The sequence below is a fragment of the Glycomyces harbinensis genome, from assembly GCF_900101745.1.
GTDB classification, from domain to species: Bacteria; Actinomycetota; Actinomycetes; order Mycobacteriales; family Micromonosporaceae; genus Glycomyces; species Glycomyces harbinensis.
Window position 1 is genome coordinate 143,850 of the sequence record NZ_FNAD01000003.1, and the last position, 23,351, is coordinate 167,200.

At 70.7% G+C, this 23,351-nt stretch carries 20 protein-coding genes, 1 tRNA gene, 2 pseudogenes and 1 riboswitch; of the genes and pseudogenes, 19 read left to right on the forward strand and 4 right to left on the reverse strand.

The genetic code is table 11. The features are described 5' to 3' along the window. Positions 1-71: 71 nt before the first annotated feature. Positions 72-182, forward strand: a riboswitch (TPP riboswitch). 407 nt (positions 183-589) lie between these two features. The 15 genes and pseudogenes from thiE to BLQ63_RS06865 form a co-directional block, all read left to right on the forward strand. Then, positions 590-1,165, forward strand: a pseudogene (gene thiE / locus BLQ63_RS29780) (thiamine phosphate synthase); the annotation flags it as partial. A gap of 362 nt (positions 1,166-1,527) precedes the next feature. Further along, positions 1,528-2,826 (forward strand): glycine oxidase ThiO, encoded by a 1,299-nt coding sequence (gene thiO / locus BLQ63_RS06800; protein WP_091030709.1) that lies wholly within the window; start codon positions 1,528-1,530, stop codon positions 2,824-2,826. Further along, positions 2,823-3,014, forward strand: coding sequence for a sulfur carrier protein ThiS (thiS, locus tag BLQ63_RS06805; RefSeq protein ID WP_091030712.1), 192 nt, complete (start codon positions 2,823-2,825; stop codon positions 3,012-3,014). The genes thiO and thiS overlap by 4 nt, the downstream gene beginning before the upstream one ends. A 2-nt stretch (positions 3,015-3,016) precedes the next feature. Then, a pseudogene (locus BLQ63_RS06810) lies at positions 3,017-3,950 on the forward strand (hypothetical protein); the annotation flags it as partial. A 16-nt stretch (positions 3,951-3,966) separates the two neighbouring features. After that, positions 3,967-4,761 carry a bifunctional hydroxymethylpyrimidine kinase/phosphomethylpyrimidine kinase gene (gene thiD / locus BLQ63_RS06815; RefSeq protein WP_419774931.1) on the forward strand — a complete coding sequence of 265 codons (795 nt, stop codon included), beginning with the start codon at positions 3,967-3,969 and terminating at the stop codon, positions 4,759-4,761. Positions 4,762-5,116: 355 nt separating this feature from the next. Continuing rightward, the gene (thiC, locus tag BLQ63_RS06820) at positions 5,117-6,709 is read left to right on the forward strand and encodes a phosphomethylpyrimidine synthase ThiC (protein WP_091030721.1); all 1,593 of its coding nucleotides are present in this window, start codon (positions 5,117-5,119) and stop codon (positions 6,707-6,709) included. 114 nt (positions 6,710-6,823) lie between these two features. Continuing rightward, positions 6,824-8,053, forward strand: a complete 1,230-nt coding sequence (locus tag BLQ63_RS06825) for a hypothetical protein (RefSeq protein WP_091030725.1) — start codon at positions 6,824-6,826, stop codon at positions 8,051-8,053. Beyond that, positions 8,043-9,215, forward strand: coding sequence for a hypothetical protein (locus BLQ63_RS06830; RefSeq protein WP_091030728.1), 1,173 nt, complete (start codon positions 8,043-8,045; stop codon positions 9,213-9,215). The genes BLQ63_RS06825 and BLQ63_RS06830 overlap by 11 nt, the downstream gene beginning before the upstream one ends. 258 nt (positions 9,216-9,473) lie before the next feature. Then, on the forward strand, positions 9,474-9,917 hold the full coding sequence (rplM, locus tag BLQ63_RS06835; RefSeq protein WP_091030731.1) for a 50S ribosomal protein L13: 444 nt from the start codon (positions 9,474-9,476) through the stop codon (positions 9,915-9,917). 24 nt (positions 9,918-9,941) lie between these two features. Then, positions 9,942-10,571, forward strand: coding sequence for a 30S ribosomal protein S9 (gene rpsI, locus BLQ63_RS29785; RefSeq protein WP_091030733.1), 630 nt, complete (start codon positions 9,942-9,944; stop codon positions 10,569-10,571). Positions 10,572-10,809: 238 nt separating this feature from the next. Then, complete coding sequence (glmM, locus tag BLQ63_RS06845) at positions 10,810-12,138, forward strand: phosphoglucosamine mutase (protein WP_091031526.1); 1,329 nt, start codon at positions 10,810-10,812, stop codon at positions 12,136-12,138. 82 nt (positions 12,139-12,220) lie between these two features. Continuing rightward, positions 12,221-13,099: a LemA family protein gene (locus BLQ63_RS06850; protein WP_218125104.1), complete on the forward strand. Its 879-nt coding sequence runs from the start codon at positions 12,221-12,223 to the stop codon at positions 13,097-13,099. Positions 13,100-13,166: 67 nt separating this feature from the next. Continuing rightward, positions 13,167-13,823 carry a hypothetical protein gene (locus BLQ63_RS06855; protein WP_091030736.1) on the forward strand — a complete coding sequence of 219 codons (657 nt, stop codon included), beginning with the start codon at positions 13,167-13,169 and terminating at the stop codon, positions 13,821-13,823. Positions 13,824-13,883: 60 nt separating this feature from the next. After that, complete coding sequence (locus BLQ63_RS06860) at positions 13,884-14,561, forward strand: hypothetical protein (protein WP_091030740.1); 678 nt, start codon at positions 13,884-13,886, stop codon at positions 14,559-14,561. A gap of 113 nt (positions 14,562-14,674) precedes the next feature. Beyond that, positions 14,675-14,746, forward strand: a tRNA-Gln gene (locus BLQ63_RS06865). A 156-nt stretch (positions 14,747-14,902) separates the two neighbouring features. On the opposite strand, the gene BLQ63_RS06870 is transcribed toward BLQ63_RS06865, so the two are convergent. The 4 genes from BLQ63_RS06870 to BLQ63_RS06885 are packed head-to-tail and all read right to left on the reverse strand — an operon-like array spanning position 14,903 to position 19,146. Next, on the reverse strand, positions 14,903-15,991 hold the full coding sequence (locus BLQ63_RS06870; RefSeq protein WP_143014794.1) for an ROK family protein: 1,089 nt from the start codon (positions 15,989-15,991) through the stop codon (positions 14,903-14,905). A gap of 3 nt (positions 15,992-15,994) precedes the next feature. Beyond that, the gene (locus BLQ63_RS06875; RefSeq protein WP_091030747.1) at positions 15,995-17,257 is read right to left on the reverse strand and encodes a sugar ABC transporter permease; all 1,263 of its coding nucleotides are present in this window, start codon (positions 17,255-17,257) and stop codon (positions 15,995-15,997) included. Then, on the reverse strand, positions 17,254-18,018 hold the full coding sequence (locus BLQ63_RS06880) for an ATP-binding cassette domain-containing protein (protein WP_091030750.1): 765 nt from the start codon (positions 18,016-18,018) through the stop codon (positions 17,254-17,256). Before BLQ63_RS06880 ends, BLQ63_RS06875 begins: the two co-directional genes overlap by 4 nt. A 12-nt stretch (positions 18,019-18,030) precedes the next feature. Then, entirely contained in the window at positions 18,031-19,146 is a 1,116-nt protein-coding gene (locus BLQ63_RS06885; RefSeq protein ID WP_091030753.1) for a sugar ABC transporter substrate-binding protein, read from the reverse strand. Positions 19,147-19,324: 178 nt separating this feature from the next. On the opposite strand from BLQ63_RS06885, the gene glmU reads away from it, so the two are divergent. The 4 genes from glmU to pth all read left to right on the forward strand — a co-directional run bounded on the left by glmU (position 19,325) and on the right by pth (position 23,274). Beyond that, a complete protein-coding gene (glmU, locus tag BLQ63_RS06890; RefSeq protein ID WP_091030757.1) occupies positions 19,325-20,764 on the forward strand; it encodes a bifunctional UDP-N-acetylglucosamine diphosphorylase/glucosamine-1-phosphate N-acetyltransferase GlmU in 1,440 nt (479 codons plus the stop codon). 101 nt (positions 20,765-20,865) lie between these two features. Then, positions 20,866-21,849 (forward strand): ribose-phosphate diphosphokinase, encoded by a 984-nt coding sequence (locus tag BLQ63_RS06895; RefSeq protein WP_091030759.1) that lies wholly within the window; start codon positions 20,866-20,868, stop codon positions 21,847-21,849. 226 nt (positions 21,850-22,075) lie between these two features. Beyond that, positions 22,076-22,669, forward strand: a complete 594-nt coding sequence (locus BLQ63_RS06900; protein WP_091030762.1) for a 50S ribosomal protein L25/general stress protein Ctc — start codon at positions 22,076-22,078, stop codon at positions 22,667-22,669. A 14-nt stretch (positions 22,670-22,683) separates the two neighbouring features. Then, the gene (pth, locus tag BLQ63_RS06905) at positions 22,684-23,274 is read left to right on the forward strand and encodes an aminoacyl-tRNA hydrolase (protein WP_091030764.1); all 591 of its coding nucleotides are present in this window, start codon (positions 22,684-22,686) and stop codon (positions 23,272-23,274) included. The last annotated feature ends 77 nt before the right edge of the window (positions 23,275-23,351 follow it).

A 23,351-nucleotide genomic window follows, 5' to 3' on the forward strand; every position in this document is an offset into this window, starting at 1 on the left:
GGCGGTGTCCACTTCCTGACACCACGGTTGCGAAGTACGCTCGCGATGGCGTAGCGTCACCGCCGTAAACGAATAACACCCACGGGAGTCCGATGCATCGGGCTGAGAGGGGACTTGGTAGTCCCGACCGTCGAACCTGATCCAGATCATGCTGGCGCAGGGAGAAGGAGCTATGCAGGCTACTCGTCTACCCCGACTCCACGTCATCACCGACACCCGCGGCCCCGTCGCGGCCGGTGGCTTTCGGTCAGCGGCGCAACGCGATCCGTTGGCACATCACGACGGCATCGCCGACATCGGCAGTCCGGCCGCGTCCGCAGGGCTTCATGCGGCCGCACGACGCGATCCGGCTCTGGCGGTCGGTCTCGGCGGAGCTTTGGACCGAAGCGATCCGGATGACTCCAGCGGCGCTGGTCGCGCGGCGCCGATGGAAGGCGGTTTCAGCGGGGCTTTCGGCGTTGCGATGACGGCAGGTGACCTCGCCGGCGACGCGCTCAACGCGGCCACGCGATCCGTTCCGGCCGTAGGAGATCCCGATGGATTTCCCCAAGGTCGCCCCGCCGCCGCGGTTCGCCGAAGCGAACTCCTCGCCGCAGGGCCTCGCGATCCCGTCTCAGTGGTCGCCGCCGCGCTGGCGGCCGGGGCTCGCCTCGTCCAGATCCGGCCCGAGGACCACTACACCGACCGCGCGGCCTTCGACCTCGCCGCCGCGATCGCCGCGCTCTGCGACGCGCACGGCGCGTTGTGCCTCGTCAACGACCGCGTCCACATCGCGCAGGCCGTGGGCGCCGACGGGGTTCACCTCGGCGCCGACGACCTGCCGGTCGACGTCGCGCGACGGCTCCTCCCCGCCGCTTCGATCATCGGCGGCACGTGCCGCGACCCCGAGTCGGCGCGGGCCGCACGCAGGGCCGGCGCCACATACCTCGGGGTCGGACCCGTCTGGGCGACGAGCACGAAGGCCGGTCTGCCCCAGGCGATCGGGCTCGAAGGCCTGGCGGCGGTGTGCGAGGCCGTCGACCTCCCGGTGATCGCCATCGGCGGCATCACCGCCGAGCGCGCGGCACAATGCCGCGAGGTCGGAGCCTATGGAGTCGCGGTCGTCGGCGCGATCGCGGCTGCGGATGATCCCGGACGCGCGACGGCCGAACTCCTTGAGGCCGTAGGAGAAAGCCCGACGGGTAGCGGCCTCGATGAGCGGACCGCCGACCGGAACCAGGTACGGCTCAGGGCCGCGGGCGAAGCCCGGCCGGGCCGCGACATCGCGGACGCGCCGGCAAGTTTCATCGCCCCACAAGGCGACCAGGACCGGGTTCGAATTGAGGCCGCGGGCGAAGCCCGGCCGAGCCGCGATGTCGCGGACGCACCGGCAAGTGGCGTCATCGCCGATGCAGCCGCCGACCGGAACCCGGTTCGACCCGATGCCATGGACGGAAGCCGGCCGGGCCATGATTTCGCCGCCGCCGCCCCCGAGGACGACGGAGGCTCGCCACGGCCCGCGTCCTTCTCTCCGGCGGGGGAGCGCTGATGCGTGTCGCCGTCGTCGGGGCCGGGTCGATCGGGCTCGCCGTCGCATGGCGGGCCGCCCAGGCCGGGGCCGACGTCGTCGTGCACGACCCCGAACCCGGTTCGGGCGCCTCGCGCGTGGCCGCCGGCATGATCGCCCCCGTCACCGAAGCGCACTACGGCGAGGAGGCCCTCGTCCCGTTCATGGCCGAATCCGCCGACGCCTGGCCCGGCTTCGCCCATGAGCTCGAACAGGCCTCGGGCCTGGACGTCGGATTCCGCGACGTGCCGACCCTCCTCGTCGGCCTGGAAGACGGCGACCGCGCCGAGATCGACCGCCAAGCCGAGCTGTACCGCCGCACCGCACGGCAGGTCGAGACGCTGACGGGCCGCGCGGTCCGCAAGGTCGAACCGCTGCTCAGCCACCGCATCCGGGGCGGCATCCTCGCCTCCGAAGACCGGGCGGTCGACCCGCGCGCCGTCCACGCGGCACTGCTGATCGCCGCCGAGCGCGCCGGAGTCGCGCTGCGGCGCGAACCCGTCGCCGACCTCGGCGCGATCGACGCCGACCAGGTCGTCGTCGCGGCCGGCTGCGGCTCGGCGAGATTCGGTTCTGCATCGGACTATCCAGTGAGAACGTTGAACCATCCGGTGCGTACATCGTGGATGCTTCCGGTGCGGCCCGTCCGCGGCGCGGTGCTGCGGCTCCGCGCCGTCGGCGACCAGCCCACGCCCCGGACTACGGTGCGCGGCTACGTGAAAGGCCACTCGGTCTACATCGTGACCAGGGAGAACGGCGAGGTCGTCGTCGGCGCCACGAGCGACGAACGCGGTTTCGATCAATCGACAGGAACCGCCGGGGCGGCATACGACCTGCTGCGCTGGTCGATCGAATTGGTGCCCGAGATCGCCGAGTACCACCTTGCTGAAGTAACCGTCGGGTTCCGGCCGGGAACGCCCGACAACCTGCCGCTGATCGGCCGCCTCGACGAGCGGACCATCGCCGCGACCGGCCACTACCGCAACGGGATCGCACTCATCCCGGCCACGGCCATCGCCGTGGCCGCGCTGCTCGGAGACGACGAGTCGGCGGCGCCCGAGGCCTTCGACCCGCGGCGATTCGGCAACGGGGAGAGCGCGGAGACCGACGGCCGTTCGCTGAACGAGGGCACGGCGAAGCGCCTGGCGGAGCCGTTCTCGGGCGCCCCCGAATCAATACTGCGGACGGGGTCCGACATTCCGAGCGGTCGCCGATCGCGGGGCCGGAGTGACGCAGGCGACGACACAAGGCACACCGACGCCGAGGGGGCCGCCCCGTGAACGTTCAGATCAACGGCGAAGCACACGAGAGCGTCGCCACCGTCATCGACGCCGTCGCGGCCGTCACCGAAGCCCGACGCGGCATCGCCGTCGCACTCAACGGCGAAGTCGTGCCCCGATCCGAATGGGACCGCCCCCTCGTCGACGGCGACGCCGTCGAAGTCCTCACCGCAACTCAAGGAGGCTGACCATGGACCACCACACCGCGGCGCCTGCGGCGACGCAACCCGTTCCACCCCTGCCGCACACCGCCTCGCCCGCAGCGCCGTACGCCGCACCGGCCACCGCGCCCCACACCGGGCCGGGCGCCGGACTCACCATCGCCGACAAGACCTTCACCTCCCGGCTCATCCTCGGCACCGGCGGCGCCGCCAACCACGCCCAGCTCGCCGAGGCCATCACCGCCTCCGGCACCGAACTCGTGACCGTCGCCCTCCGCCGCGTCGCCCCGACCCGGCCGCCGTCGGATCCGCCCGCATCGCGCCACCCCACCGGGTCCCTTCTGGACGTCATCGAGCGCTGCGGCGTCGAACTCCTCCCCAACACCGCCGGGTGCTTCACCGCCGAACAGGCCGTCCGCACCGCGAAACTCGCCCGCGAGGCCTTCGGCACGAACTGGATCAAACTCGAGGTCATCGGCGACGAGGACACGCTCCTGCCCGACCCCGTCGAACTCCTCGACGCCGCCGAGACCCTGGTCGCCGCGGGCTTCACCGTACTGCCCTACACCAGCGACGACCCCGTGCTCGCCCGCCGCCTCGAACAGGCCGGCTGCGCCGCCGTGATGCCGCTCGCCGCCCCGATCGGCACCGGCCTCGGGATCCGCAACCCCCACAACCTCGCCCTCATCTGCGAGAACGCCGCCGTCCCCGTCATCTGCGACGCCGGGATCGGCACCGCCTCCGACGCCGCCTTGGCGATGGAACTCGGCTGCTCGGCCGTGCTCCTGGCCACCGCCGTCACCCGCGCCGCCGACCCCGTGCTCATGGCCGCCGCGATGCGCGACGCCGTCACCGCCGGCCGCGCCGCCCGCCTCGCCGGACGCATCCCCAAACGCCACTTGGCGAAAGCCTCCTCGAGCTTCGAAGGAATGGCCGAACTGTGAACCGGAACCACCCGCAGCCGCCCGTCGCCCTCACCATCGCCGGCTCCGACTCCGGCGGGGGAGCGGGGCTCCAAGCCGACCTCCACACCTTCGCCGCGCACGGCGTCCACGGCACCAGCGTCGTCACCGCGATCACCGCCCAGAACACGCGCGGCGTGACCGCCGCCCGGGCGGTCGGCGCCGACCTCGTACGGGCCCAACTGGACGCCGTCCTCGGCGACTTCGCGGTCGCCGCGGTGAAGACCGGCATGCTCGGCAGCGGCGAACTCCTCGCCGTGGTCGCCGAATACGGCCGCGACGACCGCCTGCCGAACCTCGTCGTCGACCCCGTCATGGTCGCGACCACCGGCGACACGCTGTTCGAAGGCGACCCGACCGCGTACCTGCGCGGGCTCGGGCCGCTCGCGACCGTGTTGACGCCCAACCTGATCGAGGCGCAACTGCTGCTGGGACGCGCGATCGCCAGCGTCGAGGAGATGCGCGAGGCCGCCCGCGCGCTGGCGACGTTCGGCCCCCGGGCGGTGCTGGTCAAGGGCGGCCACCTGGGCGGGCCGACCGCCGAGAAGGCCGCGATCGACGTGCTGTGGTGCGACGGCCAGATGCTCGACCTCGCGGCGCCGAGGGTCGCGACCCGCAACGACCACGGCACGGGCTGCACGCTCGCTTCGGCGATCGCGGCCAGGATCGCGCTCGAACATCCGCTGACGCAGGCGATCGCGGGAGCGAAGGCGTACGTGACCGAGGCGCTGAAGGCGGGCGCCGCCTGGCGCCTCGGCACCGGACCCGGCCCGGTCCACCACCATCACGGCCGCAAGAGCACCGCCCTGTGAGCGGTGTCCGGAACGGCGGAGCGGTACTGCGGGCACGGCGAAAGCCTCGCGGTGCCGGATCGCAGCGCCCCCGATGCAAGAGTGCCCGACCGGTCCGACACTTTTCGGGGCCGCTGGGCCGCTGGGCCGCTGGGCCGCTGGGCCGCTGGGCCGCTGGGCCGCTGGGCCGCTGGGCCGCTGGGCCGCTGGGCCGGCTTCGGCTGGCGGGCCGGGCGGTTCGCGGGCACGGCGAATGCCATGTGCCGCCGTTCGCAGGCGCCCCCGAACCAACCATGCCCGACCGGTCCGACAACGTTCCTCGCCGCGCTCTCGTGAGCCGCGCGCGACCCGAACTCGCCATCACTGAGGAGACAGCATGAACGGCAGAACCAAGGTCTACGTCGAAGGGCCGCGCGCCGACATCCAGGTGCCCTTCACCCAGGTCTCGCTCGCGGGCGGCGAACCGCCGCTGCGGCTCTACGACACCTCCGGGCCCGGCTCCGACCCCGAGGCCGGGCTGCCCCGGCTCCGCGAGGCCTGGATCGACGAGCGCCGCGGTGCCCCCGTCGCCGACCTCGTCCGCGACGGCGCCACGATCGCGTCCAACACCCAGCTCCACTACGCCAAGCAGGGCCTCATCACCCCCGAGATGGAGTTCGTCGCCGTCCGCGAAGGCCTCGCCCCCGAATTCGTGCGCGACGAGATCGCCGCGGGCCGCGCCATCCTCCCCGCGAACGTCAACCACCCCGAGTCCGAGCCGATGATCATCGGCAAGAACTTCCTCACCAAGATCAACGCCAACATCGGCACCTCCGCCGTCTCCGACTCCATCGCCGCCGAGGTCGAGAAGCTCACCTGGGCCGTCAAATGGGGCGCCGACACCGTCATGGACCTCTCCACCGGCAAGCACATCCACGAGACCCGCGAGCACATCGTCCGCAACTCCCCGGTCCCCATCGGCACCGTCCCGCTCTACCAGGCCCTCGAGAAGGTCAACGGCGACCCGGTCGCCCTCAACTGGGAGGTCTACCGCGAGACCATCATCGAGCAGGCCGAGCAGGGCGTCGACTACATGACCGTGCACGCCGGGGTCCTCCTGCGCCACGTGCCGCTCGCCGCCGAGCGCGTCACCGGGATCGTCTCCCGCGGCGGCTCGATCATGGCCGCCTGGTGCCTCGCCCACCACGAGGAGAACTTCCTCTACACGCACTACCGCGAGCTCTGCGAGATCTTCGCCGAGTACGACATCGCCTTCTCCCTCGGCGACGGCCTGCGCCCCGGCTCCATCGCCGACGCCAACGACGAGGCCCAGTTCGCCGAGCTGCGCACCCTCGGCGAACTCACCCACATCGCCTGGGAGTACGACGTCCAGGTCATGTGCGAAGGCCCCGGCCACGTGCCCATGCACAAGATCAAGGAGAACGTCGACCTCCAGCAGGAGCTCTGCGGCGAGGCCCCGTTCTACACGCTCGGCCCGCTCACCACCGACATCGCGCCCGCCTACGACCACATCACCTCCGCCATCGGCGCGGCCATGATCGGCTGGTTCGGCACCGCGATGCTCTGCTACGTGACGCCCAAGGAGCACCTCGGACTGCCCGACCGCGAGGACGTCAAGGAAGGCGTCATCGCCTACAAGATCGCCGCCCATGCCGCCGACCTCGCCAAAGGCCACCCCGGCGCCCAGGCCTGGGACGACGCGCTCTCCAAGGCCCGCTTCGAATTCCGCTGGCAGGACCAGTTCAACCTCTCGCTCGACCCCGACCGCGCCCGCGAGTACCACGACGAGACCCTCCCGGCCGAACCCGCCAAGACCGCGCACTTCTGCTCCATGTGCGGGCCCAAGTTCTGCTCCATGAAGATCAGCCAGGAGCTCAAGGACTACGCCGCGAAGGGCATGGCCGGCAAGAGCGAGGAGTTCCTCGACGGCGGCGGCAAGGTCTACCTCCCCGTGGTCGAAACCCGCTGACCTGCACCGAAACCGACGCCGGCGGCGCACGACACGCGCCGTCGGCGGCGAGATCGGTGGACTTGGGCCGGTATGGTGTGCTCACCCGACCCCCCGACCCCTCAAGGAGCAGCAGTGGGCGACTACGAGCGGATCTCGGTCGACACCGAGACCAAGAACGCGTTCGACGAGGCGACCGGCGACGACCCGGTGCTCAACGGCGCCCGCGCCCTCCCCGGCGTCACCCAGACGGTCGACGCCGGATCCGCGGTCTGGGACATGGTCCAAGGCGACACCGGCGTCGCCGAAGGCGTCAGCGCCATCGCCATGGACGCGATGCACCTCGGCGCCCAGGCGACCGCGTTCGCCCTCGAACCCGTCGCCACGCTCGCCGGCTGGGGCCTCGACGTCCTCCTCGCCCTCGTCACCCCGCTCCAGGACGCCCTCGACTGGGTCACCGGCAGCCCCGCCCAGATGCGCGAGAGCTCCGAGGTCTGGGACCGCATCGCACAGGCCAACAACGACCTCAGCCAGGCCGTCGCCGACAACCTCCAGCCGCTGAGCAACTGGTCCGGCCAGGACGCCGCCATGGCCAAGCTCAAAGGCAACGTGATCGCCGCCGGGTTCTACGGCGCGGGCAGCATGTCCAACGACCTCAGCGGCCTCCTCGCCGGCGCGCAGCTCCTCGCCGACACGATCCAGGCCGTCATCAAGTACCTGATCTCCAAACTCATCGAGTACTTCATCGTCGAGATCGCCCCCATGATCCTGGCCTCCCCGGCCACCTTCGGCGCCAGCGCCGCCATGGGCATCTCCTGGGCCACCGTCCGCGCCTCCCAGACGGCCGTCTCCGTCAGCGCCAAGATCGCCAAGATCACGACCATGTTCGGCAAGCTCTCCCAGATCCTCGTCAAGATCGCGAGCAGCCGCGTCGGCATGGTCGCGATCGACGCCCTCCGCAACAGCCTCCCGGGCTTCATCGGCGGCATCGGCGACGCCTCCGGCGACCAGGGCTCCATCTCGGGAGGGACCGGACCCGTCCAGGTCGACGCCGCCGAGATCAGCGCGTCGGTGCCCACCTTCAAACTGATCGCCACCGACGCCGCCGGCGTCGCCGACAAGGTCGACGAGACCATCGCCGACGACCTCACCTGGGGCATCACCGGCTGGTTCTTCGCCTCCAGCTACAACTCGCAGTGCGAGGACATGAAGACGATGATGGGATTCTCCGAGGAGACCGTCAACCTCCTCGCGACCAACATCGAAGCCTGCGCCGCGGACTGGGACTCCGCCGACCGCGAGCTGGGCGACCTGTTCACCGGACTCGAAGTCCAGGTCGTCGGCGCCAGCCCGGATGGGTGCTGACGGCAGGGGACGGGGAACGCTCCGCATCCACGTCCCGCGGATCGAGACCCAGGACCTCGACCCCGAATCGTCGCTCGCGATCGTGGGGATGTCGAAGGCCTCGCCGGCGATCCTGGTCGACGGGCGCCCCGCCGACCCCCGCCCCGAGGACGCGAAGCACGCCCGCCTCGACCTGCCGCTCGCCGCCGGCGAGCACCGCGTCGAGGTCATGGTCAAGCAGTCCTACGAGACCGTCGCCGTCGACGTCCGCCCCGGGCGGACCACCGACCTGCACATCGGCTACCTGCGGGACCGCCACGGCGAGGACCGGCTGCACGTCGGCACCGAGGAACACGTCCGCCAGGCCCTCGCCCCCGCCGCCTCGCCGAGCGTCGTCAGCGGCGTGCGATGGGGCTGCGGCACCTGGTTCCCCCTCCTCATCGCCGGCGCCGTCGCCGGCACGCTCCTGCGCGACCGCTTCGGATGGAGCGCCGGGGCCGTCGCCATCGCCGTCATCGGCGCCGCCACGGCCCTGGCCCTGCTCGCCGCCGCCGTCGCCGCGATCAGTCGCCGCGGCCCCCGCGCCGACCCCGCCGCCACCGCGCCCGAACCCGTGACGCTCGCCGCGACCGCCGCCGGACCCGTGCTCCTGGTGCCCGCGGCCGCCGCCCCGCCCGGCGGCGCCGGCGTCCTCCTGCGGGTCCGCGCCCGACCCCGCACCCTGCACATGATCGGCTTCGACAAGCGGCTGCGCGACACCATCGGCCTGGGCCACTACGAGTTCTACTGGAACGAGTTCGCCGACTGGGTCGACGCGCCCCGCGTCCACCTCGACGGCGAACCCCTCGGCGCGGGCTGGGGCACCTGGTGGATCCCGTGCCGCCCCGGGGCCAGGCGGCTGCGGGTCCAGGTCGGCGGCATCCGCGACCCCCGCGGCGACGGCCCGGCCGGGAGCGCCTTCGAGGCCGAGACGGCCGTCGACGTCCCCGACGGCGCCGCCGTCGAGATCACCGCCTGGTTCAACTTCCTCGACCTGGTCAACGAGCGCGAACGCGCGCACCCCGGCGCGGTCTCGCGCTGGCAGCGCGTCATGCGGTCCCAGGACCGGTACCGGCCGCTGTCCGAGCAGGCCGCCGCCGAGCCCGGACTGGAGTTCACCCGCGGCCGCGAGCAGCCCCGCTGAAAGTGCTGTATCCGAGGTCACGGCGGCCGCCGTCAAGGCGGCCGCCACCACCGCGTAGACTTGGCGGCTGTTGTTCGAGTGTTTCCGCACCGGGTCGTTTCAGGGCCCGAAATCACCGCCGCGGAGACGCTGTCCAACGAATCCCACGCCAGTCGCCCAGCGGCCGGCGCGCGCCGTTCCGGGCCGACGGGATTCAGGCGGTCCCGCCTCTCATCTGCGGGATTCGTTCCACACCGACAACGAAAGCTAGGTAACACTGTGCCGACGTACAGCCCCAAGCCGGGCGACATCGACCCGCAGTGGCTCGTGATCGACGCGACCGACGTGGTGTTGGGTCGTCTCGCGACGCACGCAGCCGATCTGCTTCGCGGCAAGCACAAGCCCACCTTCGCGCCGAACACCGACATGGGCGACTATGTCATCGTCGTGAACGCCGAGAAGGTCGTGCTGACCCGCAACAAGCTCCAGACCAAGAAGGCGTACCGCCACTCGGGCTACCCGGGCGGCCTCAAGGAGAAGTCCTACGCCGAGTTCATGCAGAAGGCCCCGCACAAGGTGGTCGAAAAGGCTGTCTTCGGCATGCTGCCGAAGAACAAGCTCGGCCGCTCCGTGGCCAAGAAGCTGAAGGTCTACGCGGGTCCTGGCCACCCGCACACCGCCCAGCAGCCGAAGCCGTACGAGATCACGAAGATCGCGCAGTAGGCGCGGGCGTAGAGGAGCATTCACATGAGTGACGAGATCCAGGCCAACGAGGCCACCGAGACCCCCGAGGTCCCCGAGGCTCCGGCCGTCGAGGCCGAAGCCGTCGAAGCGGAGGCCCCCGAGGCTCCCGCCGAGGCCCCTGCCGAGGTCGAAGCGACCCCCGCCGAGGTCGCCGAAGTCATCGCCGAGGCCCCCGAGGTCCCGGTCGAGGTCCCCGCCGACGTCGCCGCCGCGCCGTCCGTGCCGACCATCCCCGCGGTGCCGTCCGACCGCGCCATCCAGACCGTGGGCCGCCGCAAGCGCGCGATCGCCCGCGTCCGCCTGGTGTCCGGCACCGGCAAGTACGTCGTCAACGGCAAGAGCCTCGAGGACTACTTCCCGAGCAAGGTCCACCAGCAGACCGTGGCCGAGCCCTTCGTGACCGTCGAGGCCGGCGACAACTTCGACGTCCTGGTCAACATCAAGGGCGGCGGCGCCACCGGTCAGGCCGGGGCCCTGCGCCTCGGCATCGCCCGGGCCCTGCTCGAGGTCGACCCGAACATGCGCCCGGCCCTCAAGGCCGCCGGCTTCCTGACCCGCGACGCCCGCGAGAAGGAAAGCAAGAAGTACGGTCTCAAGAAGGCCCGCAAGGCGCCGCAGTACTCGAAGCGCTAGCACGCCTTCCCCGCTTGCGGGGCGACGCGCTAGTCTGCACAAGCGACGGGGCTGCCGAGGACAACCTCGGCAGCCCCTCTCTCTTTGCCACCCGGCACTGCCAACCGGCACTGCCGCCGAGTCAAGGGCCGGTCGCGGCCCGCGGGCCTCGCAAGCCGAGACGACTCCCGGGTCGCCGGCTTCGCCGAGAGCGGCCCGCGGGCTCCGCACCGGCACCGCCAAGATGGGAAGCCACACCGTGTCACGACTGTTCGGCACCGACGGCGTACGGGGGCGGGCGAACGCCGACCTCACGCCGTACCTGGCGCTCCGCCTCAACATCGCCGCGGCCCGCGTCCTCGGCGCCTCGGACCGGCGCCCCGTCGCCGTCATCGGCCGCGACCCCCGCGCCTCCGGAGAGATGCTCGCCGCCGCCAGCGCGGCCGGCCTCGCCGCCGCCGGAGTGAAGGTCATCGACCTGGGCATCCTTCCCACGCCCGCGGTCGCGCACCTGACCGCCCTGACCGGCGCCGACTTCGGCGTCATGGTCTCGGCCTCGCACAACCCCATGCCCGACAACGGCATCAAGTTCTTCGCCGCGGGCGGGCGCAAGCTCCCCGACGAGGTCGAGGACGCCATCGAGGCGGCCATGGACGACCCGACCCCGCTCCCGCAGGCCGAGGGCGTCGGGCGCATCGCGCGCTCGGTCGACCCCGTCGAGGCCTACATCGAGCACCTCGTCAACGTGTGCCCCAGCCCGCTCGACGGCCTCAAGGTCGTGGTCGACCCCGCCAACGGCGCGGCCACCGGTGCGGCCCCCGAGGCCCTGCGCCGGGCCGGCGCCGAGGTCGTCACCATCAACGACGACCCCGACGGCCTCAACATCAACGAGGACTGCGGCTCGACCCACATGGGCGGGCTGCGCGAGGCCGTCGTCGCGCACGGCGCCGACGCCGGGATCGCGCTCGACGGCGACGCCGACCGGTGCCTGGCCGTCGACGCCAACGGCGACGTCGTGGACGGGGACGCGATCATGGCGGTCCTCGCACTGGCCATGCGCGAGGCCGGCACGCTGCGCGGGGACACCCTCGTGACCACCGTCATGAGCAACCTCGGCCTGCACCAGGCCATGGGCGCGGCCGGCATCAAGCTCGAGATCACCGGCGTCGGCGACCGGTACGTGCTCGAACGGCTCGGCGAGGGCGACTTCTCGCTCGGCGGCGAGCAGTCCGGGCACATCATCCTCTCCGACCACGCCACCACCGGCGACGGGACGCTCACCGCGATCATGCTGCTCGCGCGCATGGCCGCCACCGGCCGGACCCTCGCCGACCTCGCCTCGGTGTTCACGCCGGCCCCGCAGGTCCTCGTCAACGTGCGCGTCACCGACAAGTCCGTGATCGACCACGAGGACGTCCGCTCCGCGGTCGCCCTGTGGCAGGCCAAGCTCGGCACCGACGGGCGGGTCCTGCTGCGCCCCTCGGGGACCGAGCCGCTCGTGCGGGTCATGGTCGAGGCCTCCGAGGAACCGGTCGCGCAATCGGTCGCGGCGGAGCTCGTGGCCGTCGTCGAGCACGCCATGGCTTAGCAGCGGAAGCACTCTCACCAGACGGGAAGGCTCCTCAATGCGGGGCCTTCCCGCTGGCATAGATGGACTAAGCTCACGCCCTATGGACAACCCAATCGTCTGGATCCTGATCGTTCTGCTGCTGATCGGCCTGATCCTGGTGTTCGTCGCCGTGGGCGGCCGCAACAAGCTGGTGCGAATGCGCAACATCACCCAGGAGTCGTGGGCGCAGATCGACGTCGAACTCCAGCGCCGGTACGACCTCCTGGACAACCTGATGTACATCGTGCAGCAGGCCGCCGGAGCCGAGAACGCCACGCTGCGCCAGGTCACCGAGGCGCGCGCGATCGCCATGCAGGCCCGCCAGGACCCGAACCAGGGCCACGCCGCCCAGGGCGCCGCCGAAGGCCAGCTGGGGAACGCCATCCGCGGCGTCATCCACATGCAGGAGTCCTACCCGGCGCTGCAGACGAACCAGAACTTCCTCCAGCTCCAGACGGAGATCACCGAGACCGAGAACCGCATCGCCGCCCCGCGCCGGTTCTACAACGCGAACGTGCGCGAGTACAACACCGCGCTCCAGGTCTTCCCCGGTTCGATCTCCGCGAAGATGGGCGGGTTCAAGCCCGAGGAGTACTTCGAGCTCGACAGCCCGCAGGCCCGCGTGGCGCCGCGACTGCGCGACACCCAGCAGCCCGGCTTCATGCAGCAGCAGCCCCAGCAGCAACTGCCGCCGCAGGCCGCGCCCGGCCAGATGCCTCCCGGTTACGGCCAGCCCCAGCAGGTCGGCTACGGGCAGCAGCCGCCCCAGCAGCCCGGTTACGGCCAGCAGCCGGGTTACGGGCAGCAGCCCGCGCCCCAGCCCGGCTACGGCCAGCCCCAGCAACAGCCCGGGTACGGCCAGCAGCCGCCCCCCGGCTACCCGCAGCAGCCCCAGCAGCCGCAGCAGCCCGGTTACGGCCAGCAGCCCTACGGCCGGTAGCCGCACCTCGATCCCCCCTTGCCCCGGCTCGCATCGAGCCCGGCCCGTGTAAGAAGGAATTCACCCCGTGGATAGCAATAACTGGCTTGTCTACGTCGTCTGTGGCGCGATCGTCCTCGCCATCGCCTACTTCGGATGGCGTGCCCGCCAGAAGAAGATCGCGATGTTCCGGGCCTGGGCGGCCCAGTACGGCTTCCACTACGAGCCCTCCGACAACTCGGTCGTCGGCCTCTCCAGCGAGGACCCGTTCAACAACGGCCACTCCCGCAAGGGCATCGACGTGTTCCGCGGCCAGTACAAGAACACGCACATCGTGTTCTTCCAGTACCAGTACTCGACCGGCAGCGGCAAGGAGCGCAAGACGTTCAACCACCAGGTCGTCGCGATCGGCCTGCCCACGCCCCGGCCGCTGCTGGACATCAGCCAGGAGAACTTCCTGACCAAGCGGTTCGCGAAGGACATCGACTTCGAGAACCAGACGTTCAACGACACGTTCCGGATCAAGTCGCCGAACCGGCGGTTCGCCTACGACGTGATCCACGCCCGCACCATGGAGTGGATGCTCGCCGACCAGCGCGCCCGCTCCTACGCGTGGCGCTTCGAAGGCCCGTGGCTGATGACGCACCGCTCGGGAGCGCTGAAGCTCGAAGAGGTCTTCTTCTACGCGGACTTCCTCATCGAGATCTACGCCCAGGTGCCCAGACACGTGTGGTCCAACAACTAGCGAACGGGACGGGCCGCGCCGGAAGGCGCGGCCCGTCCGCGTATCGGGAGGAGGTGACGCATGGACCCGCTGGGGTTCCTCGTCGTACAGCTCGGCGGGCTCCTGTTCTTCGGGGGCCTGGGCGTGCTCATCTGGCTCCTGGTGTACTCCTCCATCCTCAAGCGCCGGCGCCAGATCGCCGGGTACCACCACTGGGCGGGGCAGCACGGCTTCCACTACTGGCCCTTCGAGCATTCGGTGCTGGCGATCTCGGCGCGGCCGCCGCTGACGAACGGGTCCAGCCGGCAGGCCGCGGACGTCTTCCGCGGCGAGTACCGGGGCGCGCACCTGCACTTCTTCGAGCTGCGGTACACGACTGACAACGGCAACAGCCAGAGCACGGACTACTTCCAGGTGGTGGCGATCAGCCTGCCCGCGACGCGGCCGCTGCTCGACATCCGGCAGGAGAGCTTCATGTCCAAGCGCTTCGAGAAGGACATCCAGTTCGAGAACCAGGCGTTCAACGACCGGTTCAGGATCCAGTCGCCGAGCGCCCGGTTCGCGTACGACGTGATCCACGCCCGGATGATGGAGTGGATGCTCAGCGACTGGCGGGCGTGGTCGTACGCCTGGCGCTTCGAGGGGCCGTGGCTGATGACCTACCGGCCGGGCCGCCTGCGGCTGGACGAGGTCTTCGGCTACGCGGACTTCCTGCACGAGGCCCGCAAGCGGGTGCCCGAGCACGTGTGGTCGGATTGATCCGCGGCGGGGGTGTGCGCGCTGGTGGCAAGGCCTGGAGGCGAACAGGGTCGTGTCGCGCGGCTGTTAGAATGGCGGCGCGGGTGTCGCGGTTCGACTGATGGCGCCCGCATTGGCCCGTGGTGTAATCGGCAACACTACTGATTTTGGTTCAGTCATTTCAGGTTCGAGTCCTGGCGGGCCAGCCGACTCACGTTTCCGATCTCGGACCGGCGCCGCCGGTTTCGCGGCGCCCCAGGCGGCATCGCGGCACGCTGACGCCGCAGCGCCCCGGGGGACCCCCGTCTTTCAATCCTCCCTCGCGGGTGTGACGGCCGCGGATTCGAACAGGTCGCGAGCGTTCAGCGCATCTGGTCGATGAGGGCCGCGAAGCCCGTCTCGGCCGCTCCCGTCAAGGCGCCCTCGTCGCCCAGGACCGGGGTCCGCAGGCGCAGGCGCGACCGCAGGTGCGGCAGGGTCGTCCCGGCGAGCGCGGACCGGACCGGGGCCGCCGCCGAGAGGTACAGCTCCCGCAGCCAGCCGCCGAAGAGGATCTCGTCGGGGCCCGTCGCCGTCACCACCGCGCCCAGCGCCCGGCCCAGGTCCTCGCCCGAGCGGCGCAGCGCGTCGCGTGCGGCGGCGTCGCCCATGCCGGCCGCGACGGTCGCGTCCTCGATGTCCTCGGCGTAGCCGAAGGCCTCCATCTCCGCCTCCAGGCATCCCCGCAGACCACAGGCGCATTCGCGCCCGTTCGGTTCGACAACGATGTGGCCCAACTGGATCGAGCCGCCGCGCTGTGCGCGGCCCTCGACCACGAGCCCGGCCGTGAGGCCCCTGCCGCCGTGCAGGTACAGCAGTTTCGTGGCCTCGTGCGCGTCGCCGCGGGACCATTCGCCGACCGCGGCGGCGGTCGCGGTGTCGACCACCCGCCATTCGCGGCCGGTCGCCGCGGCGAGGTCCGCGGCCACGTCCCGGTCGGTCCATCCGAGCTCGGTCGAGTGCGCGACCGTGCCCGCGTCGACCAGGCCCGGCACGGCAGCGACGGCCTCCGCGCCGGACGGTCCGACCAGTCCGGCCGCGGCGGCGGCGACCTCGGGGGCCGCCGCGCCCGCCTCCAGGGCGGCCTCGGCGCGTTCGAGCACCTCGCCGCCCAGGCCTATGAGCGCGAACCGCACCCGGTCGGCGCGGATCTCGATCGCGGCCACCGCGAGCGCCTTGGGGACGCATTCAACGAGCGTCGAGGGTCGGCCGGCCGAGCCGGTCGACCTCCCCGTCGTCTCCTGGAGGTGCCCCGACTCGGCCAGGTCCGAGGCGATCGTGGCGATCGTGGACCGGTTGAGGCCCAGCGCTTCGGTGAGTTCGGCCCTGGTCTGGGGGCCGTGCCGGTGGAGCTGTTCGAGCATCGCCGCCCGATTGCGCCGCCGCAGTTCCACGGCCGGGGGCCGGGCCACGGGTCAGTGCCTGCCGAACAGCTTGCCCCGGCCCCGCGACATGGCGTCGACGCCCGCCGCGAGCAGCAGGACCGCGCCGGTCACGCCGAACCGCACCCCGGCGCTCAGGCCCATGAGGCCCATGCCGTTGTTGATGATCGCCACCACCGCTCCTCCCAGCAAAGCGGCCCGCACAGTCCCCTTGCCACCGAAGAGGCTAGCACCGCCGATGACCGCGGCACCCACGGAAAGCAGCAGCACATTGGACCCTCCGGTGTTGGGGTCCACCGAGGCCGCGCGGGAGGCGGCCACGACGCCGCCGACGGCGGCCATGCCCGAGCAGATGACGAACGCGGCGATGCGGACCCGGTCGACGTTGACGCCCGCGCGCACGGCGGCCTCGGCGTTGCCGCCCACCGCGTAGAGGTGGCGTCCGAACCTGGTGCGGTGCAAGACGAACGTCCACACCGCGAAGAGCGCCCCGAGGAGCGCCACCACCACGGGCACGCCCGTGAGGGAGATGATCTGCGGGTTCGCCGACCGCTCCAGGTTGAGCAGGAACACCGTCGCGGTCAGCAGCGCCGCGAGCGCGGTGACGCGCGCGACGACCACCGCGAGCGGCTCGTGCACGAGCGAGCGGGCGACCCTGCGGCGCCAGCGCTGCAGCTGGATCGCCGCGTAGGCCGCGACGGTGAGGACCAGCAGCGCCCAGCCCTGCCAGCGCTCCAGGTTCCCGCCCGCGATGGTCTTGACGGTCTCGTTGTTGATCGAGATGTTGCTGCCCTCGTCGAGGATCATGAGCACGATCCCCTGGAAGGCCAGGAACGCCGCGAGCGTGACCACGAACGAGGGGATGCCGAGTTTGACGACGAGCGTCCCCAGCAGGAGCCCGATGACCACGCCGGTGGCGATGGCCGCGCCGATCGCGAGCGGCCACGGCATCCCCCAATCGGTGAGGATGACCGCCATGACCGAGGCGCACACGCCCGAGGCGAACCCGGCCGAGAGGTCGATCTCGCCGAGGATGAGGACGAACACGAGGCCCATCGCGATGCAGGCGACGGCCGCGCCCTGCCCGAAGAGGTTCGCGAGGTTCCCGACCGACAGGAACACGGGCCGGGACAGGCCGAAGAACACGCACAGCGCGATGATCCCGGCGACGGCCGGGAGCGCGCCGACCTCGCCGGAGCGGACTTCGGCCCAGTAGGACTTGGCGTGCTCGAGCACGGCGCGGGTCGCGGTCGGCTCGGGCGGGGCCGCGGGGGGCTTTTGGACGTCTGCGGTCACGGCCGGACTCCGTTCTGGTCGATGAGGCCCAGCTGGCCGGAGCGGCCGCTGGTGATCAGCTCGACGACCTGCGACTGGGTCGTGTCGGCCGCGTCGAGCACGGCGGCCATGCGCCCCAGGTAGAGCGCGGCGATCCGGTCGGCCACGGCGAAGACGTCGTTGAGGTTGTGGGAGATGTAGAGGACGGCCAGGCCCTGGTCGGCGAGGCGCCTGATGAGTTCGAGCACCTGCCTGGTCTGGGCCACGCCGAGTGCGGCGGTGGGCTCGTCGAGGATGACGAGCCGGGAGTTCCACAGGACCGCCTTGGCGATGGCGACGGTCTGGCGCTGCCCGCCCGAGAGGCTGGCGACGGGTTGGCGGAGGTTGCGGATGGTCCGCACCGAGAGCGACTGGAGGGTCTCGGCGGTGAGCTGCTCCATGGCGTCGTCGTCGAGGAGGAGGCCGCGGCGCTTCTCGCGGCCGAGGAAGATGTTCTCGACCACGTCGAGGTTGTCGCACAGGGCGAGGTCCTGGTAGACGACCTCGATGCCGAGCGCGGCGGCGTCGCGGGGACTCGAGATGGCACGCACCTTGCCGTCGACGCGGACTTCGCCGCCGTCGATGTCGTGGATGCCGGCCACGCATTTGACCAGAGTGGACTTCCCTGCGCCGTTGTCGCCGACCAGGGCGCAGACCTCTCCGGCGTCGATCGCGAGATCGACGTCGGAGAGGACCTCCACCGGTCCGAAGCGCTTCGAGATGCCGGTGAGTTCGAGCAGCACCGTGTTATGCCCCTAACCGATCCCGTGCTCGGTGCACAGGGCCGCGTAGTCGCCGGCGCACAGTTCGGCCGGGTCGGCGTAGCCGTCGTCGACGACGGCCTGGATGTTCTCGATGTTGACGGAGATGGACTCCAGGAGCACGGACGGGACCTCGTCGCCGCTGATCGGGTCGATCACGCTCTGGTCGGTGGTGGGCTCCTCGCCGTTCGCCAGGGCGATGGCCAGTTCGGCGGCGGCGTCGGCCTCCTGCTTCACGGGCTTGTAGACGGTCATGCACTGGTCGCCGGTGAGGATGTTCTGCAGGCCCTGGATGGTGGCGTCCTGGCCGGTGACCGGGACGGTGCCGTTGAGGTTGTTGCGCTGGAGGACGGTGATCACGGCGTGGGCGAGGTCGTCGTTGGCGGCCAGGACCCCGTCGATCTCGGCGCCGGTGTCGGTGAGCATCTGCTCGAACAGCGTGCCGCCCTGGGCGTTGTCCCAGTCGGGGACCCACTCGTCGGGGCCCTTCTCGAACGTCCCGGCGTCGTAGAGCGGCTGGAGGACCGAGTCGTAGCCGTTCTTGAACAGGGTCGCGTTGTTGTCGGTGGGGGAGCCGTTGAGCTCGGCGACGAGCGGGGTGGTGGCCCCTTCGAGGCAGGCCGCGAGGCCCTCGCCCTGGAAGACGCCGACCTGCTCGTTGTCGAAGCTGACGTAGTAGTCGGCGCCGCCGTCCTCGGTGAGGCGGTCGTAGTCGATGGTGGCCACGCCCTGGGACTTGGCCTTCTCGATCACGGTCTTGCCGGTGCCGGAGTCGAGGTTGACGGTGACCAGGACGTCGACGCCGTTGGTGAGCATCTGGTCGGCGATGGTCTGGAAGTCCTCGCGGCTGCCCTGGGCGTTCTGGATGTCGTAGTCGACCCCGGCGGCCTCGAAGGCCTCTTCGAGGTACTTGCGGTCGGCGGTCTCCCACCGGTCGGACGAGGCCGAGTCGGGGAGGATGACGCCGATGAGGGGGGTGTCGCCGTCACCGCCTCCGCCGTCATCCTGGCCGCAGGCGGTGAGGGTGAGGGCCAGTGCCGCGGCGGCGGTCGCGCCGAGGGCGGCGCGGGTCGTGGATCTGGTGGGACGATGGCTGCTGAGAAGGTGCATGAGAGGTACCTCCGAGATTTGTTGTTGACTGCAACATATGATGCGTGACGAAGGTCGCACAAGTCTCGAGGCGATGGATAGCGTGTTCCATTCGTAACGATTCGGTAATGCGTCGATTCCGGGCCGCGACGGTGGCCCGGCCCGTTCACCTCGCCGCCACCGACTACCATGGCCCATCATGAGCAGTGAGCGTTCGGCGATCATCCTGGCCGCTGGCCTGGGCACCCGCATGAAGTCCGCCAAACCCAAAGTCCTCCACGAGCTGCTCGGCCGCTCGCTGGTCGGCCACGTCCTCCGCAGCGTGAAGTCCATCGGGCCCGAGCGCCAGATCGTGGTCGTCGGCGCCGCCGCCGACCAGGTCCGCGCCCACCTCGACGAGGTCGCCCCCAAGGTCGCCACCGTCTTCCAGGACCGGCAGCTCGGCACCGGCCACGCCGTCCGCGTCGCCATGGAGGCCAACCCCGACCTCACCGGGAGCGTCCTCGTCGCCGCCGGCGACACCCCGCTCCTGCGCTCCGACACGCTCGCCGAGCTCGTCGAGGTCCACGAGAAGACCGGTAACGCCGTCACCGTCCTGACCGCGATCGTCGAGGACCCCCACGGCCTGGGCCGCATCGTCCGCGACGGCGACGGCTCGGTCCTGCGCATCGTCGAGCACCGCGACGCCGACCCCGAGGAGCGCGCGATCCAGGAGGTCAACTCCGCGATCTACGCCTTCGACGCCGACGTCCTGCGCGAACAGCTCGGCAAGCTCAGCACCGCCAACGACCAGGGCGAGCTCTACCTCACCGACGTGCTCGAGCTCTCCCGCGAGGCCGGGCACGCCGTCGGCGCCGTCGTCGTCGACGACCCCACCGAGGTCCTCGGCTGCAACGACCGCGCCCAGCTCGCCGCCCTGCGCCGCATCCTCCAGCAGCGCATCAACACCGAGCTGATGAAGTCCGGGGTCACCATGGAGGACCCCGAGACCACCTGGATCGACGCCACCGCCAAGGTCGCCCCCGACGTGCTCATCCACCCCGGCGTCCAGCTCAAGGGCGCCACCGCCGTGGACGCTGGCGCCGAGATCGGCCCCGACACCACCCTCACCGACACCATCGTCCGCTCCGGCGCGGTCGTCGTCCGCTCCCACGCGGACCAGGCCACCATCGGCGAGAACGCCCACGTCGGCCCCTTCGCGCACCTGCGCCCGGCCTCCAAGCTCGCCGAGCGGGCCAAGATCGGCGCGTTCGTCGAGACCAAGAACGCCGAGATCGGCGCCGGCGCCAAGGCCAACCACCTCGCCTACCTCGGCGACGCCACCGTCGGCGCCGACGCCAACATCGGCTGCGGCGTCATCACCGCCAACTACGACGGCGTGCACAAGCACCACACCGAGATCGGCGAGGCCGCCTTCATCGGCTGCGACACCGTCCTGGTCGCCCCCGTCTCGGTCGGCGACGGCGCCTACATCGGCGCCGGCTCCACCATCGTCAAGGACGTCGAACCCGGCGACCTCGGCGTCGCCCGCGCCCGCCAGGCCTCGCTCGACGGATGGGTCGCCAGGAAGCGCCCCGGAACCGTCTCCGATAAAGCAGCAAAGCGAGCGAAAGGTGAGGCGGGAGTGTCCGAAGCGTGACGCGACACTAAACGCCCCGGTCCCCTCGCGCTCCCGAGCCGGGCAGGGGACACTGGAACCGTCGAGGTTCAGGTGAGACGACCTATGGGGGAACCATCACCATGGCGAGCATGTCCGCTTCCAACTCCAAGATGCTCATGCTGTTCTCCGGGCGCGCTTATCCGGAACTGGCGGAGGAGATCGGCAAGCACCTCGGGGTCGCGCCGACCCCGATGAGCGCCTACTCGTTCGCGAACGGGGAGCTCTTCGTCCGGTACCAGGAGTCCGTCCGCGGCTGCGACGCCTTCGTCGTCCAGTCCATGCCCGCGCCGATCAACGAGTGGGTCATGGAGACCCTCATCATGATCGACGCGCTCAAGCGCGGCTCCGCCAAGCGCATCACCGTCGTGCTCCCGTTCTACCCCTACGCCCGGCAGGACAAGAAGCACCGCGGCCGCGAGCCCATCTCCGCGCGCCTCATGGCCGACCTGCTCAAGACCGCCGGCGCCGACCGCATCCTCACCGTCGACCTCCACACCGCCCAGATCCAGGGCTTCTTCGACGGCCCCGTCGACCACCTCTTCGCCATGGGCATCCTCGCCCGCTACGTCGAGGAGAAGTACGCCGACCGCCCGATGGCCATCGTCTCGCCCGACACCGGGCGCGTGCGCCTCGCCGAGCGCTGGTCCGACCGCCTCGGCGGCTGCCCGATCGCCTTCGTGCACAAGACCCGCGACCCGCTCAAGCCCAACCAGGTCGTCGCGCACAAGGTCGTCGGCGACGTCGAAGGGCGCACCTGCCTGCTCATCGACGACATGATCGACACCGCGGGCACCATATGCTCCGCGGCCGAGATGCTCCACGAGTCCGGCGTCGAGGACATCGTCATCGCCTCCACGCACGCGATCATGTCCGGCCCCGCCGTCGAGCGCCTCGCCGCCGCCCCCGTCAGCGAAGTCATCGTGACCAACACCCTGCCGCTCCCCAAGGAGGCGCAGGACCTCGACAAGATCACCACCCTCTCCATCGCGCCGCTCGTCGCGAAGGCCATCTGGGAGGTCTTCAACGACGGGTCCGTCACGACCCTGTTCGGCGGCCTCTCTTAGGACCTGACCCCCGGGACTGGCCTTTGTCACATATCGATGCCCGTGTCAAGCCCGATCCGACGCGCGTAGTACTCTGGTGGGGTTGCCGACGGCGAGGGTGTCCTCCAGAGGGCGCCGTAATCGACGCAAAGGCGTAGGTCTTTTCAGGGCTGCCGTGCCCTTCTGAATGCCGACGTGAGCGTCGAGCGCCGCATGAAATGTTGCTAAAAAACAGGGGAGTATTTCCGTGTCCGAAGTTCGTATCAGCGCAGAGCCCCGCACTGACTTCGGGAAGGGCGGTGCCCGCCGTACGCGCAGGGCTGGAAAAGTTCCCGCGGTGGTCTACGGCCACGGCGAGAAGCCGAGCCACATCTCCCTTCCCGCGCTCGACCTCGCAGCCGCCATCCGCAAGGGCGGCGCGAACCAGCTCATCAGCGTAGAGGTGTCCGACGGTTCCCGCGTCCTGGTGATCCCCAAGGACATCCAGCGCGACCCGATCCGCGACGACATCGTCCACGCGGACCTCATCATCGTCAAGAGCGGCGAGACCATCACCACCGACATCCCGATCTCCTTCGTCGGCGAGGCGGAGAAGGGCGGCCTGGTCGTCCACGAGCTCAACACCCTCTCCGTCGAGGCCGAGGCCACGCACATCCCCGAGTCCATCGAGGTGAGCATCGAGGGCCTGGCCATCGGCTCGCAGCGCTACGTGCGCGAGATCGAGGTCCCCGAGGGCATCGTCGTCCTCACCGACGGCGACCAGGTCCTGGCCGCCGTCAGCGAGCCGCGCGGCGAGGTCGAGGACGAAGAGGGCGAGTCCGAGGGCGAAGCCGCCGAGTAGGATCGGAACAAGACATGACCGACACCCCGACGCTCGTGGCAGGCCTGGGCAACCCCGGGCCGAAATACGCCGCGAACCGCCACAATGTCGGTTTCATGGTCGTCGACGCGCTCGCGAAGCGCATCGGCGGTCGTTTCGCCGTGGCCCGCAAGGCCCGCGCCGAAGTCTGCGAGGCCCGCCTGGGGGTAGGCGGGCCTCGCGTCATCCTCGTCAAGCCCATGACGTTCATGAACCTCTCCGGCGAGTCCGTCGGGCCGCTCGCCCAGTACTTCGGGATCCCGCCCGAATCGGTGATCGCCGTCCACGACGAGCTCGACATCCCCTTCGGCCAGATCCGCATCAAGCGCGGCGGCGGCGAAGGCGGCCACAACGGCCTGCGCTCCCTCACGAAGGTCCTGGGCACCAAGGACTACGCCCGGGTCCGCTTCGGCGTCGGGCGACCGCCCGGCCGCCAGGACGCCGCCGACTACGTCCTCAAGGACTTCGCGAAAGCCGAACGGCCCGAAGTCGACCTCAACATCGAACTGGCCGCCGACGCGGTCGAGGCGATCATCGAGAAGGGCTTCGTGATGGCGCAGAACGTCATCAACGCCCCCACCGAATAGTCCGCCGCTCTTCTCTTCCGCCGCAAGTCCTTCGCACGGTTCCACGACAGTGGACCGTGCTTCGTGCACTCCGCAGC